The 13850-nt window shown below is 69.5% G+C and carries 8 protein-coding genes; 6 read left to right on the top strand and 2 right to left on the bottom strand.

Annotation, left to right across the window (positions count from 1 at the left end):
- The first annotated feature begins 126 nt into the window (after positions 1–126).
- The 5 genes from OG329_RS13740 (at position 127) to OG329_RS13720 (ending at position 8228) form a co-directional block, all read left to right on the top strand.
- Positions 127–1419: a glycosyltransferase gene (locus tag OG329_RS13740; RefSeq protein ID WP_405795277.1), complete on the top strand. Its 1293-nt coding sequence runs from the start codon at positions 127–129 to the stop codon at positions 1417–1419.
- Positions 1416–3164, top strand: coding sequence for an ArnT family glycosyltransferase (locus OG329_RS13735; protein WP_405795276.1), 1749 nt, complete (start codon positions 1416–1418; stop codon positions 3162–3164). Before OG329_RS13740 ends, OG329_RS13735 begins: the two co-directional genes overlap by 4 nt.
- A complete protein-coding gene (locus OG329_RS13730) occupies positions 3161–4426 on the top strand; it encodes a glycosyltransferase (RefSeq protein WP_405795274.1) in 1266 nt (421 codons plus the stop codon). Before OG329_RS13735 ends, OG329_RS13730 begins: the two co-directional genes overlap by 4 nt.
- Positions 4423–6876, top strand: coding sequence for a galactose oxidase-like domain-containing protein (locus tag OG329_RS13725; protein WP_405795273.1), 2454 nt, complete (start codon positions 4423–4425; stop codon positions 6874–6876). Before OG329_RS13730 ends, OG329_RS13725 begins: the two co-directional genes overlap by 4 nt.
- 326 nt (positions 6877–7202) lie before the next feature.
- A complete protein-coding gene (locus OG329_RS13720) occupies positions 7203–8228 on the top strand; it encodes an IS630 family transposase (protein WP_405801813.1) in 1026 nt (341 codons plus the stop codon).
- A gap of 15 nt (positions 8229–8243) precedes the next feature.
- On the opposite strand, the gene OG329_RS13715 is transcribed toward OG329_RS13720, so the two are convergent.
- Positions 8244–10937, bottom strand: a complete 2694-nt coding sequence (locus OG329_RS13715; protein ID WP_405795272.1) for an SMI1/KNR4 family protein — start codon at positions 10935–10937, stop codon at positions 8244–8246.
- 18 nt (positions 10938–10955) lie between these two features.
- Positions 10956–11669 (bottom strand): hemolysin III family protein, encoded by a 714-nt coding sequence (locus OG329_RS13710; protein ID WP_405795271.1) that lies wholly within the window; start codon positions 11667–11669, stop codon positions 10956–10958.
- A gap of 283 nt (positions 11670–11952) precedes the next feature.
- On the opposite strand from OG329_RS13710, the gene OG329_RS13705 reads away from it, so the two are divergent.
- A complete protein-coding gene (locus OG329_RS13705; protein ID WP_405801812.1) occupies positions 11953–13797 on the top strand; it encodes a phosphoenolpyruvate carboxykinase (GTP) in 1845 nt (614 codons plus the stop codon).
- Positions 13798–13850 lie beyond the last annotated feature (53 nt).

Here is a 13850-nt window from a genome sequence, read left to right as displayed (position 1 = left end):
CCCTTATCTTCATCACGTAGGACACGCAAAAAATACGCATGGGGGGCATGCGTTCAGGGTGATACCCGGGGGGACCGGCGGCCAGGGGGGCCTTGCCGCCAGTCACCCTTGGCCGAGGGGGGCCATGTGGTCACGTCCGTATTCATCGCTGCCGTTTCGCTGGCGCTGTTCTGGATGGCGGCGTTCACGTTGTGGTGGCAGATGCACGCCTGGCGTACGCCGGAGACGCTGGCGGCGACACGATTCGACCGGCCGGACGGGGGGCCGGCGCGTTCGTTCTCGCTGCTGCTGCCCGCCCGTCATGAACAGGCCGTCCTTGAGCACACGATCGAGCGGCTGCTGGAGTCCAGCCACTCCCGTTTCGAGATCATCGTCATCGTCGGGCACGACGACCCCGAGACCGCGGAGGTCGCCGAGCGGGCCGCCGCCCGCGATCCCGGCCGGGTGCGGGTCGTCGTCGACACCCATCTCACGAAGAACAAGCCCAAGGCGCTGAACACGGCGCTGCCTTACTGCGCCGGCGAGGTGGTCGGGGTCTTCGACGCCGAGGACCAGGTCCACCCCGAACTGCTCACCCATGTCGACCACGCCTTCCGCTCCACCGGAGCCGACGTCGTCCAGGGCGGCGTCCAACTGATCAACTTCCACTCCAGTTGGTACAGCCTGCGTAACTGCCTGGAGTATTTCTTCTGGTTCCGCAGCCGACTGCACCTGCACGCGCAGAAGGGCTTCATCCCGCTGGGCGGCAACACCGTCTTCGTACGCACCGATGTGCTGCGCGCGGCGGGAGGCTGGGACCCCGACTGTCTCGCCGAGGACTGCGACCTGGGCGTACGGCTCTCCAGCAGCGGCAAGAAGGTCGTCGTCGCCTACGACTCCGACATGGTCACCCGCGAGGAGACGCCCGGCTCACTGGTGTCGCTGCTGAAACAGCGCACCCGCTGGAATCAGGGCTTCCTCCAGGTCTACCGGAAGAACGACTGGCGCCAACTGCCCACGCGCGGCCAGCGGTTGCTCGCCCGCTACACACTGATGACGCCTTTCTTCCAGGCGATCACCGGCGTCGTCATCCCGCTCAACGTGGCCATCGCGCTCTTCCTCGACGTGCCGGTCGGGGTCGCCTTCATCACCTTCCTGCCGGCCGTCACCGCGCTGGTCACCTTCGTGTTCGAGCTGGTCGGGCTGCATGACTTCGGCAAGCAGTACGGGCTCAAGGTCCGGCTCACGCACTATCTCAAGCTCGTCGTCGGCGGCCCCTTCTACCAGGTGCTCCTCGCCGGTGCGGCCGTACGTGCCGTGTGGCGCGAGCAACGTGGCCGCCGTGACTGGGAGTTGACCAGTCATGTGGGCGCGCATCTCACCGGACAGACCCGAGAGACCCGAGAGACCCGAGAGACCCGAGAGGACATCCGCGCGTGACCTCGACCCTCCCCGCGGAGGCGACGGAGACGGCCACCGGCCGGAGCACCGAACTCGTCCCCGCGAAGATCAGCCCTGCCCCGGTACCGTCGCCGGGCGCCGTCGGCACCGCAAGCACCGCAAGCACCGTCGGGACCGGACTCCACCGCAAACTGCCGTTCGACAAGCGGCGGTTGCTGATACGGCCCGTCGTCCGCTTCCGCACCTCACGCGCCGATCTGGTCCTCTGCGCGGCCCTGCTCCTGGTGATCATGGCCGTCCAGGGCTGGAACATCCAGCACTACCCGACCCTCAGCGACGACGAGGGCACCTATCTCGCCCAGGCATGGGCCGTCCAGCAGGGCGACGGACTCGCCCACTACACCTACTGGTACGACCACCCGCCGCTCGGCTGGATCCAGATAGCCGCGCTCACCTGGCTGCCCTCGCTGATCGCACCCGAATCGATGACGGTCGGCACGATGCGCTTCGCGATGCTGCTGGTCAGCGCCGCCAGTGCCGTACTGCTCTACATACTCGCCCGGCGGCTGTGGCTGCCGCGCTGGGCCGCCGGGCTCGCGATGGCGCTGTTCGGACTCTCCCCGCTCTCGGTCGTGCTGCAACGGGAGATCTTCCTCGACAACATCGCCGTCATGTGGATGCTCCTCGCCTTCTGTCTCGCGGCGTCGCCCAACCGGCATCTGTGGCACCACTTCGCCGCCGGACTCGCCTCCGCCGTAGGGGTGTTGACGAAAGAGACGATGCTCATCGTGCTGCCCGCCGTGCTGGTCACGATGTGGCGCCACGGGCACCCCGACACCCGCAAGTTCGCCGTCACCGGAGCGATCACCGCCTGTGCGGTCATCGGCCTCTCGTATCCTCTCTTCGCCCTGCTCAAAGGTGAGTTGCTGCCCGGCGACGGACATGTGTCGCTGTGGGACGGCGTCACGTACCAGATGAGCCGGCCCGGCTCCGGCTTCATCCTCGACACCGGATCCGGCTCGCACGGCGTGCTCCGGTCGTGGCTCTACTACGACAAGGTCCTGCTGTTCGGCGGCATGGCCGGCGCGCTCTGGCTGCTCCTGACCCTCCGCTGGTCCGTCACCGCGCGGGCGCTCGCCGGACCCGCCCTGGCCGTCGCGATACTCACCGCCATGGCGCTGCGCCCCTCCGGCTACCTCCCGGCGATGTACGTCATCCAGGGGCTGCCGTTCCTCGCCCTGATGCTCGCGGGAGGCGCGGCCGGTGTGTCGCACGCGCTGCTGCGCAGAGGGCGCCGGCCCGACGAGCCACGGGGGCTGACCGCCGTACGGTGGACGGCCGTTGTGGCGCTGGTGGCGGGCTCCGTCGCGTACGTCGCACCGCGCTGGTACGACGGCAACCGCACCGCCCTGACCGCCGACGCCAACGCCCCCTACCGGGCGGCCACTTCGTGGATGGCCACCGAGGTGCCCGACCCGGCCGGCACGCGTGTCCTCGTGGACGACGCGATGTGGCTGGACCTGGTGCACGCCGGATATCAGCCGGGGCTGGGCGCCATCTGGTTCTACAAGGTCGACCTCGACCCCGCCGTGACGAAGACGCTGCCCGGCGGCTGGCGGGACATCGACTACGTTGTCGCGTCCCCGACCGTGCGGCGCGACGCCGCCGACCTGCCACGGGTGCGCGACGCGCTCAACCATTCCAAGGCCGTCGCGGTCTTCGGAACCGGTGAAGACCGGATCGAGATCCGGCGGATCGTGAACGTCGTGGGAGGCGAACGATGAGCATTCTTCCTGTCCCTCCCCGAGATACCGGAACCGGTGAACTCGGTGAACTCGGTGAACTCGGCCATGTGGAGCTGGAGTCGACGGCCCTGGCCGAGCCCGGCGCCGTCACCGTCATCATCCCGACCTTCAACGAGGCGGCGAACGTACGCGAGTTGCTGCGGCAGTTGACTCAGTCCGTACCGTCCAGACTCCCGTGCGAGGTCCTGTTCGTGGACGACTCCACGGACGGCACCCCGCAGACGATCGCCGAGGCCGCGCAGGACTGCCCGTTCCCCGTCGCCGTCATCCACCGCGACGAACCGGTCGGGGGTCTGGGCGGCGCCGTCGTCGAAGGACTGCGCACCGCAGGCTCCGAATGGATCGTCGTCATGGACGCCGACCTCCAGCATCCGCCGTCCCTCGTACCGGAGTTGGTGGCCGCCGGAGAGCGGTCGGGCGCCGATCTCGTGGTCGCCAGCCGGTACGTCGACGGCGGCAGCCGGGCCGGACTCGCCGGCGGCTACCGCGTTGCCGTCTCCCGCGCCGCCACCTGGCTGACCAAGGCGCTGTTCCCGCGCCGGCTGCGCGGCATCAGCGACCCGATGAGCGGCTTCTTCGCCATCAGGCGCGGCGCGGTCACGGCGGACGCGCTGCGCCCGCTGGGCTACAAGATCCTGCTGGAGCTGGCCGTACGGTGCCGGCCCCAGCGGGTCGCGGAGGTGCCGTTCGTCTTCGGCGACCGGTTCGCGGGCGAGTCCAAGTCGACGGCCAGGGAAGGGATGCGCTTCCTTCGGCATCTGGTCGAGCTGCGTACGGCGTCGCCGCTGGCCCGGATGGCGGCCTTCGGGCTGATCGGTCTCACGGGCTTCGTACCGAACCTGCTCGCGCTGTACGGCCTGACGGGCGCCGGTATGCACTATCTGCCGGCCGAGATCGTCGCCAACCAGTTCGGGGTGGCGTGGAACTTCGTCCTCATCGAGCTGCTGCTGTTCCGGGGGCGGCGGGCGCACCGGCACTGGGCGGACCGGGTGGGGCGCTTCGCGCTGCTGGCCAACGCCGATCTGCTGCTGCGGATACCGCTGATCGCGCTGTTCGTCGCGGAGTTCGGGATGGACGTCATGCCCGCGACGGTGCTGGCGATGCTCGCGACGTTCGTGCTGCGGTTCGCCGGGACGGAGACGCTGGTGTATCTGCCGAAGCGGGGGTGGGGGTGGGGGCGGTCGCGTCGGACGGCGCATCCGGATCTCCCCGCCCGCACCGAGGGGAGGAGCGGCCGGTGACCCCCTTCCGCAGGCCCCCGGCCCGGCGCAGCCGCCGTACGGCGCTGCTCGCCGTCACCGCGCTGATCGCCGGGCTGCTGCTCAGCGTCAGCGTCCAGCAGCCCGCCACCGCCGGCCCCAACCTCGTCAAGAACCCCGGCTTCGAGACCCCCGGCGCCGGTGGCGGCGCCGCGATGCCGGACTGCTGGTCGCAGTCCGGCTGGGGCGACAACGACTTCACCTTCGCCACCGTCGCCGACGCGCACAGCGGCACGAGCGCGCTGCGGGTCGAGCTGACCCGGCGCGTCGACGGCGACCGCAAGGCGCTGGTCACCGAGTCGGCGGCGTGCGCGCCCGCCGTACAGGAAGCGAAGCAGTACGACCTCTCCCTCTGGTACAAGTCGACCACACCGGACACGGCGATCACGCTGTTCCGGCATGACACCACGGCCGGCTGGCAGTACTGGACCGACCTCAAGACCCTTGATATGAGCGCCGGTTACCAGCGCGCGGAGGTCCGTACCCCCGTCGTACCGCCCGGCACCGACCGGATCAGTTGGGGCGTCTCCGTCTTCGGCACCGGCAGCGTCACCACGGACGACTACGCCATGGAGGAGGTCACCGTCCCCGCGCCCGACCCCGACTGCACGGGCACCGCCGCCGACTGCGCGGACGGCCGCTGGGAGGTGCTTCAGACCGAGAATCCGGTGCGTTCCATGCACTCGGTGGTCCTCAACAACGGCAAGGTGCTGCTGATCGCCGGGTCCGGCAACGATCCGGAGCAGTTCGAGGCCGGGACCTTCACCTCGGCGGTGTACGACCCCGGGAACGGGACGTACACGACCATCCCCACGCCCGACGACATGTTCTGCTCGGGACACGTCCAACTCTCCGACGGCCGCGTGCTGGTGATGAGCGGCAACAAGGGCTATCCCTCGGCGGACGGCACCATCGGCTACCAGGGCTACAAGGACTCGTACCTCTTCGACCCGGCCACCGAGACGTACAGCAGGACCAATGACATGAACGACGGGCACTGGTATCCGTCCGCCACGATCATGGGCAACGGCGACGTGCTGTCCTTCGGCGGGCTGCGCGAGGACTCGACCGGCTCGGTGACGGCCGACCGGTGGTCGGCGGCCGAGGAGAAGTGGCTGCCGGCCTGGCAGGTCAACCAGACCTGGTCGTACTGGGGTCTGTACCCGGCGATGGTGCTGATGCAGGACGGGCGCCTCTTCTACACCGGCAGCCACACCTTCGGCAACGGCACACCCGGCACCGGCTCCTCGATCTACGACTACGACGCCAACACGATCACGGACGTGCCCGGTCTGCGGAACAAGGACGAGCGCGACCAGTCGGTGAGCGTGCTGCTGCCGCCCGCCCAGGACCAGAAGGTGCTGACCATCGGCGGCGGGAACATCGACTCCAACCCGGAGGCGAACCGGCTCACCGACATCATCGACCTGAAGGAACCGAACCCCCAGTACCGGGCGGGCCCGCCGCTGCCACAGGGCACCGTGGACCTGGGCGCCCCCGGCGGGCCGCAGCCGCAGACCGGCGACCAGGGCAAGATGTACGGCTCCGCGGTGCTGCTGCCGGACGGCAAGGTGCTGGAGACGGGCGGCGCACTGCACAACCGGGCCAACCCGGTCTTCTCGACGTCGGTCTTCGACCCGGTGACGCAGACGTACGACACGGTGGCCACCGACCCGGAGCCGCGCGGCTACCACTCGTCTGCGTTCCTGCTCCCGGACGGCCGGGTGATGACGACGGGCGACAACCCGGGCAACAACTCCTGGAACCATCAGGTGTCGCTCTACACACCGCCGTATCTCTTCAAGGGGCCACGGCCGGAGATCACTTCGCTGATCGACGCGGAGTGGAACTACGGCGACACGCAGCGGATCACGGTCGACCGGCCCATCGCCAAGGCCGAGTTGATCCGGCCGGCGGCGGTGACGCACTCCTCCGACCCCAACCAGCGTTTCGTGGACCTGCCGTTGACGGTCGACGGGAACGGGCTCACCGTCGATCTGAATGTGACGGACAATCCGAATCTGGCACCGCCGGGGTGGTACATGCTCTTCGCGGTCGACGCGAACGGGGTTCCCTCGGTGGCGAAGTGGGTGAAGCTGGGCGGCCCGGCGGCGCTGGCCGACGAGTCGGCGACCACCCACGCGCACGACTTCGCGGGCGAGTTGGCGGCGCCCGCCAAGAAGCCGGTGAAGAAGCGGAGTTCGGTGCCGGTGAGCCCGCAGATCTCGGGCTGCGACCGGCACTACGGCTCGGCGAATGTCTGTGTCCCGACGGTCTTCCCTGAGACGGTGAAGGCGACGAAGAAGAAGACGGTGACGCGGGCCCGCTGCGACTGGCTCGCGGCGAACGGCTACGGCGCGCTGAAGGTCAACGGGCAGGACGACCCGCTGCGGCTGGACCCGGACGGGGACGGGAGGGCGTGCGCGGGCTAGGTCCTGTCCGGCGGATCTTCGGGGATCAGGCCGGGGCGGCTGGTGCGGTGCATCGCAAGGCGGAGGATCATCCTCGTACTGGACGTACTTGGATGACTCCGACAACGCAGGGAGGTGCCGTGCCAGGCGTCCCGGACCCCCGAAGATCCGCCGGACAGGGCCTAGTGATCTGGTTGTGAGTTCGTTGGGCACCACGTGAGTCGCTTTGCGCACCAATTCGCGGGTTCGGCTGACGGGTGCCGGTGGGCTTCGGTCTGCTGTCGGTTGTGGGTGACAGCAGGCTGGAGCCGTTGGTCCTGAGTGAGGCCGAGCGGCAGGTGTTGAGTATGTGGGTCAAGCGCCGGACGACCGCGCAGGGTCTGGCCCTGCGGGCGCGGATCGTGCTGGCGTGCGCGGAGGGCGGGCCGAACCTGGCGGTCGCGGCCCGGCTGGGGGTGAACCGGGGCACGGTCGCCAAATGGCGGACCCGGTTCCTGCGGGACCGGCTCGACGGGCTCGCTGATGAGCCTCGGCCCGGGGTGCCGCGGAGCATCACCGATGCCCAGGTCGAAGAGGTGGTGGTCCGCACCCTGGAGCAGACACCCGAAGGCGGGACGCACTGGTCGAAGCGGGAACTGGCCAGGGCCGTGGGGATCTCCCCCGCGAGTGTGCTGCGGATCTGGCACGCTTTCGGTCTGCAGCCGTGGCGGACCGAGACCTTCAAGATTTCCCCGGATCCGTTCCTGATCGACAAGGTCCGTGACGTCGTCGGCCTCTGTCTCGCCCCGCCGGCCAACGCGGCTGTCTTCGCGGTGGACGAGAAGCCGCAGATCCAGGCCCTTGAACGGACCGCGCCGGTGCTGCCGATGGTGCCCGGGGTCCCCGAGCGGCGGAGTTTCGACTACGTCCGGCACGGCACCGTCGATCTGTTCGCCGCGTTGAACACCGCGACGGGCAAGGTGATCACGAAACTGTCCGCGCAGCACCGTGCCGTGGACTTCCGCGACTTCCTCGACGAGATCGACCGCCAGACGGAACCTGGCCTGGCGGTCCACGTGATCTGCGACAACCTCTCCGCCCACAAAGCACCGGTGGTGCACAAGTGGCTGCTCGCGCACCCCCGCTTCCACCTGCACTTCACCCCCACCTACTCGTCATGGATCAACCAGGTCGAGCGGTGGTTCGCCGAGCTGGAACGACGCTGCCTCGAACGCGGTGTGTTCTGCTCCCTCGACGACCTCAAGGCCGCACTGGAGAACTGGATCAAGGTCTGGAACGACGAAGCCCGGCCATTCAAGTGGACCAAGACCGCCGATCAGATCCTTGACCGGATCTGCCGCTACTGCTCACGCATCTCCGAACCAGATCACTAGAACCGGTCCGGCGGTTCAGGCGACGGAGAACGTGCCGATGTACTGATGGGCCGTGGCAGGGGCGAGTTGGTTCAGCCAGTCGGCCTTCGTGGTCGGTGAGTGCTCACCGTCCAGGATCGCCACCGCCAGTCGAGGCGGGGTGCCGTCGCTTGCCCACAGCTCCAGCCACTGCTCGTACCGCAGCGACAGATGCCGCAGCCCGCGCATACGGCCGAGTACGGTCACGTCCCGCGCCGCCGCCCGGGACAGGTCGAGGCCGGCCAACCGCTCGGCGGAGCACAGCGGTTCGAGGTCGACGCCGTGCGGCGCCGTCACCGTCAGGGTCCGCAGCGTGCCGTTGCCCGCGAGCGGAGAGAGGTCGACCGCGAGGAGATCCAGCTTCAACTCCCCGATGGGGACGGTGTTCAGGGGTTCCAGGTCGGCGGACTCGCAGCGCAGTTCGGCCCGGCACAGGAGCGGGGCGCCGCGGACCGCCGTGAGGTCGACGTCGGCGCCGGCCGTCACTTCGAGGGTCCTGGTGGTCGCGCAGATGCCGGCGCCGTCCACCGTGCCGTGTGTGCGGTACGTACGGTCGGGATCGTCCGCCGCGTTCCGCCGCAGATCGGTCATGTCCCCCAGGTCGATCTCAAGGTAGCCGTCCTCGAAGTAGCGGCCCTGCCGCAGCGCGTCGACGTGCCGGCGCAGCAGCGCGGTGACGGAGTCGGCGACGTACTCGGGTCGCGGACGCCGCATGCCGATGCGGATGACCTGACCCGGCCTGCCGTTCTCCGCCGGGTCCATGTCGACCGCCAGGTAGTCGAGGCCGCCGCCGTACGCGAAGGGAATCCACCCCGGGCGGTCGTGCGAGCGGCGCACGGCTCCCGGCGGCCCGCTGTCGGAGACCGCTCCGTCGAGCCAGGTGTTCTCATGGACGTCCACGGTCCACTCGCGCTCGGTGGCGTCGACGTCCAGTTCGTCGGCGGTGAGCCACTCGTAGTCGTCCAGCAGCCCGCCGAGGTCGCCCTCCCCGTCGGAGACGTCGTACAGCGCGCGCAGATCCGCGGGCAGTACGACGTCGTGGTCCTCGGCGAGCGCGGCGAAGGTGTCCGCGCGGTCGGGGTCGGGGTCGGGCAGCGTCTCGTCGTCATCGAGGATGGTGGCGCGCAGCCGGACGTATTCGCGCAACTGGCTTACGGCCTCGGCGGGATCACCGGCCTCGGCCGGGTCCTCGGGAGGCCCTGGTAGGTCTCCCGGACTGTCGAACCGTTCATCGGGCCGGCCGAGAACGTGAACGAGGCGGTCGCGGCCGTGGCTTCCACGACTGGCCGGGGCCATGAGCGCTTCGAACCAGCCCTCGGTGTGGACGGTCAGTTCGATGACCGTATACGGATAGGGCAGGCCCCGCCGTTGCAGTTCGTTCAGGAGCGTGCGGACTTCCTCGATGTTCACGTCAAGATCGCGCTTCTGGCCTTCCGCCGACGTACGGGAGATGTCGACGCGGGCGGCCCCGTCGCCGATGGTCGCGATGAGGTGGGCAGGTCGCCCGTCCTGCGTCTTGTCGGCCCCGAGAGCGGACGCCAAGGTGGCCGCGAGTCGCCGCAGGATGTCCGTCGTCCCGGCGTCCTGGCCATTGTGATCGGCGCGTACGGATGTCAGGCGCGCGAAGCGCTCGTGGTCCCGCAGCTCGGCCAGGTCGGGGTCGGCGACGATCTCCCCGGTGAGCGCGGGCCGCAGCCGGATCGCCTCCTCCAACGAGTCGAACGCCCCGTCGCCGTCGCCGGCCAGCATGCGCCCGTAGCCCAGGTAGTAGCGCAAGGTCGCGTCGTGCGGATTGGCGGTGACGCCGTCGGTGAAGACGCGGAGCACGTCCCCGGCGGGTCGTCCCCGCTCAACGAGCGTCAGCCCCCACATGCCCCATGCGTACGCGTCGTCCGGGGCCCCCCGGGTGGCCCGCTCCCACGCCGCCAACTCCCGCTCGGCATCGCCGCCGACCTGGTGGAAGGCCGCCTGTAGGCAGCGGGCGGGGCCGGTGACGCCGCCGGCCGCCGCGGCCCGGTCCAGGGCGGCAAGAGCCTCGCCCGGGTCCGTGCTCCGCAGCAGCCAGCCACGCCACAGCTCCGGGACCGCCGGATCCGCTCCGGCGGCCAGCGCGCGGTCCAGCGCGGAAAGTGTCAGGTGCGGGAAGTGCACGTCAAGGGCGGCGAAGGCGACGTCCAGCCAGCGACCGGGGTCGCGGGGCGCGGCGAGCGCGGCGGCGACAGCTTGCGGCAGTGGACCGGACGCCGGGCGCGGCAGCCGCTCCTTCAACGCGCCGGCGAGGTGGACGGGTACACCGAAACTTCGGCTGAAGACCGCCGTACATACGAGAAGGGGCATCAACACCTTGTCGGCGACGGTGTGTTCGGTCACGGTGGGCGGCAGCGCGGCGATGGTCTCCAGCAGTTCGCCGAGGCGGTCGACCGGGCCGTCGAACACACCTGCCGGGTCGGAGCTTCCCCTGACGTCGAGCATCAGGTCGGCGATGAAGCTGTCGTCCGCTTTCCGTATCCTCAGCCGGAGGATTTCCGGAGTGCTGTCCGCGTCCTCGGCGGTTTCGAGGGCGCAGGCCCATGCGGCTCCGTTCGCGCCGGTACGTTCCATGGGGCCCTCGGCGCCCGCGCCCGCCGTCCAGCCCGCCTCGCCCAGCCTCCGCCGCACCAGTTCCGCGCGCCGCGCCCGTATGTCCGTCATCGCACGCCCCGTTGTCGGTCAGGAGTGCTGGTAGGCCACCAGCGAGATCCCGACGTAGTGCACGACGAACGCGGCGAGCGTCAGTGAGTGGAAGACCTCGTGGAAGCCGAACCAACGCGGTGACGGGTTGGGGCGCTTGAGCCCGTAGATCACGCCGCCCGCGCTGTAGAGCAGTCCGCCGACGATGATCAGGACGAGGACGACGATCCCGCCCGTACGCATGAAGTCCGGCAGGAAGAAGACCGCCGCCCAGCCCATCGCGATGTAGCAGGGCGTGTAGAGCCAGCGCGGTGCGCCGACCCAGAAGACCCGGAACGCGATGCCCGCCGCCGCCGCGACCCACACCGCCCACAGCAGTGTCCGGCCGGTCGAGTCCGGCAGCAGCAGCATGGTCAGCGGGGTGTAGGTGCCCGCGATGATCAGGAAGATATTGGCGTGGTCGAGCCGGCGCAGTACGGCTTCGCCCCGTGGGCCCCAATTGCCCCGGTGGTAGACGCCGCTGACGCCGAACAGCAGACAGGCCGTGGCGACGAAGATCGCGCAGGCCACCCGCGCCCGGGTGGATTCGGCCATGGCGATCAGCACGATTCCCGCGATCAGGACGGCCGGGAACATCCCCATGTGCAGCCAGCCGCGCATCATCGGCTTGGCCGGCGTCGGCAGCCGGATCCCGGTCGGTCCCCCTTCGGGTGGTCGGGGGTTCGCGAGCGAGTCGGACGCGGGAGAAGTCATGGGCTCATGCTACCTACGGGACCGTAGGTTCCGGATAGGTGCCGGGGCAGGGGCCGGGCGGAGGGCGGAGTGGTGATGCTCACGTGGGCGGCCCTCTGGACAGATGGGCGCGGGAGTCGGATGATCAAATGAGTGCGGACGGCACCGGATGAGCGGTAACGAAGCGTCCGGGTCGCAGCCCCCACGGGGCATACACCTACAAAACCCTCATCAAGGAGTAACCGTGGCGCGCGACGCAGAGCTTTCCAGCGGCGACCCCCTCAATCCGGATCCCGCGGCTCCCATCGCCCCGACCGGCCAGACCGCCCCGACCGGCCAGGCCGCCCCGACCGGCCACCAGGAGCTGGTGACCTGGGTCGACGAGATCGTGGCTCTGACCCAGCCGGACCGGGTGGTCTGGTGCGACGGCTCGGAGGCCGAGTACGAGCGCCTGTGCGAGGAGCTTGTGGCGAAGGGCACGTTCACGAAGCTCGACCCGGTCAAACGCCCCAACTCGTACTACGCGGCGTCCGACCCCACCGACGTGGCGCGCGTCGAGGACCGCACCTTCATCTGCTCCGAGAAGGAGGAGGACGCGGGCCCCACGAACAAGTGGAAGGCCCCGGCCGAGATGCGGGACATCTTCACCGGCGAGCAGGGCGTCTTCCGCGGCTCGATGCGCGGCCGGACCATGTACGTCGTCCCGTTCTGCATGGGCCCGGTCGGCTCACCGCTCTCCGCGATCGGCGTCGAGATCACCGACTCCGCGTATGTCGCGGTCTCCATGCGCACGATGACGCGCATGGGACAGCCCGTCCTGGACGAACTCGGCGACGACGGCTTCTTCGTCAAGGCCGTCCACACCCTCGGCGCACCGCTCGCCGCCGGCGAGGCCGACGTACCGTGGCCGTGCAACACCACCAAGTACATCTCGCACTTCCCCGAGGACCGCGAGATCTGGTCGTACGGCTCCGGCTACGGCGGCAACGCGCTGCTGGGCAAGAAGTGTTACGCGCTGCGCATCGCCTCCGTCATGGCGCGCGACGAGGGCTGGCTCGCCGAGCACATGCTGATCCTCAAGCTCACGCCGCCGCGCGGCGAGTCCAAGTACGTTGCCGCCGCCTTCCCTTCGGCCTGCGGCAAGACCAACCTCGCCATGCTGGAGCCCACCATCTCGGGCTGGACCGTCGAGACGATCGGCGACGACATCGCGTGGATGCGGTTCGGCGAGGACGGGCGGCTGTACGCGATCAACCCGGAGGCGGGCTTCTTCGGCGTCGCGCCCGGCACCGGTGAGCACACCAACGCCAACGCCATGAAGACGATGTGGGGCAACTCCGTCTTCACGAACGTCGCGCTCACCGACGACGGCGACGTGTGGTGGGAGGGCATGACCGAGGAGCCGCCCGCGCACCTCACGGACTGGAAGGGCAACGACTGGACCCCGCAGTCCGGCACCCCGGCCGCCCACCCCAACGCCCGCTTCACCGTGCCCGCCGGCCAGTGCCCGATCATCGCGCCCGAGTGGGAGGACCCCAAGGGTGTCCCGATCTCGGCGATCCTCTTCGGCGGGCGGCGGGCCTCCGCCGTACCGCTGGTGACGGAGTCGTTCAACTGGCAGCACGGTGTCTTCCTCGGTGCGAACGTCGCCTCCGAGAAGACCGCCGCCGCCGAGGGCAAGGTGGGCGAGCTGCGCCGCGACCCGTTCGCGATGCTGCCGTTCTGCGGCTACAACATGGGCGACTACATGGCCCACTGGGTCAAGATCGGCGCCACGGCCGCGGCCAAGGGCGACGAGTCGAAGCTGCCGAAGATCTACTACGTCAACTGGTTCCGCAAGAACGAGGCGGGCAAGTTCGTCTGGCCCGGCTTCGGCGAGAACGGGCGCGTACTGAAGTGGATCGTGGAGCGCCTGGAGGGCAAGGGCGAGGGAGTCGACTCCCCGATCGGCATCCTCCCGGCCAAGGGCGCCCTCGACACGGCGGGCCTCGACCTCTCGGAGGCGGACCTGGACTTCCTGCTCACGGTCGACAAGGAGGTCTGGCGGGATGAGGCGTCGCTGGTCCCGGCCCACCTGAACACGTTCGGCACGCACACGCCGCCGGAACTGTGGGAGGAGTACGAGGCGTTGGTGAGCCGCCTGTCCTGACCTGTCCCTGCGGGACGTCCCCCTGACCACCCCTGACCACCCTCCGAGAAACG

It is taken from the genome of Streptomyces sp. NBC_01506, from assembly GCF_045040295.1.
Lineage (GTDB): Bacteria > Actinomycetota > Actinomycetes > Streptomycetales > Streptomycetaceae > Streptomyces.
The sequence above is the reverse complement of the archived record's forward strand: the minus strand, read 5'-3'. Positions and strand labels throughout refer to the sequence as shown.

Coding starts and splice junctions, on each gene's coding strand:
- OG329_RS13730 (WP_405795274.1), top strand. CDS start 3,161: ATGAGCATTCTTCCTGTCCCTCCCCGAGATACCGGAACCGGTGAACTC.
- OG329_RS13720 (WP_405801813.1), top strand. CDS start 7,203: ATGTGGGTCAAGCGCCGGACGACCGCGCAGGGTCTGGCCCTGCGGGCG.
- OG329_RS13715 (WP_405795272.1), bottom strand. CDS start 10,937: ATGACGGACATACGGGCGCGGCGCGCGGAACTGGTGCGGCGGAGGCTG.
- OG329_RS13710 (WP_405795271.1), bottom strand. CDS start 11,669: ATGACTTCTCCCGCGTCCGACTCGCTCGCGAACCCCCGACCACCCGAA.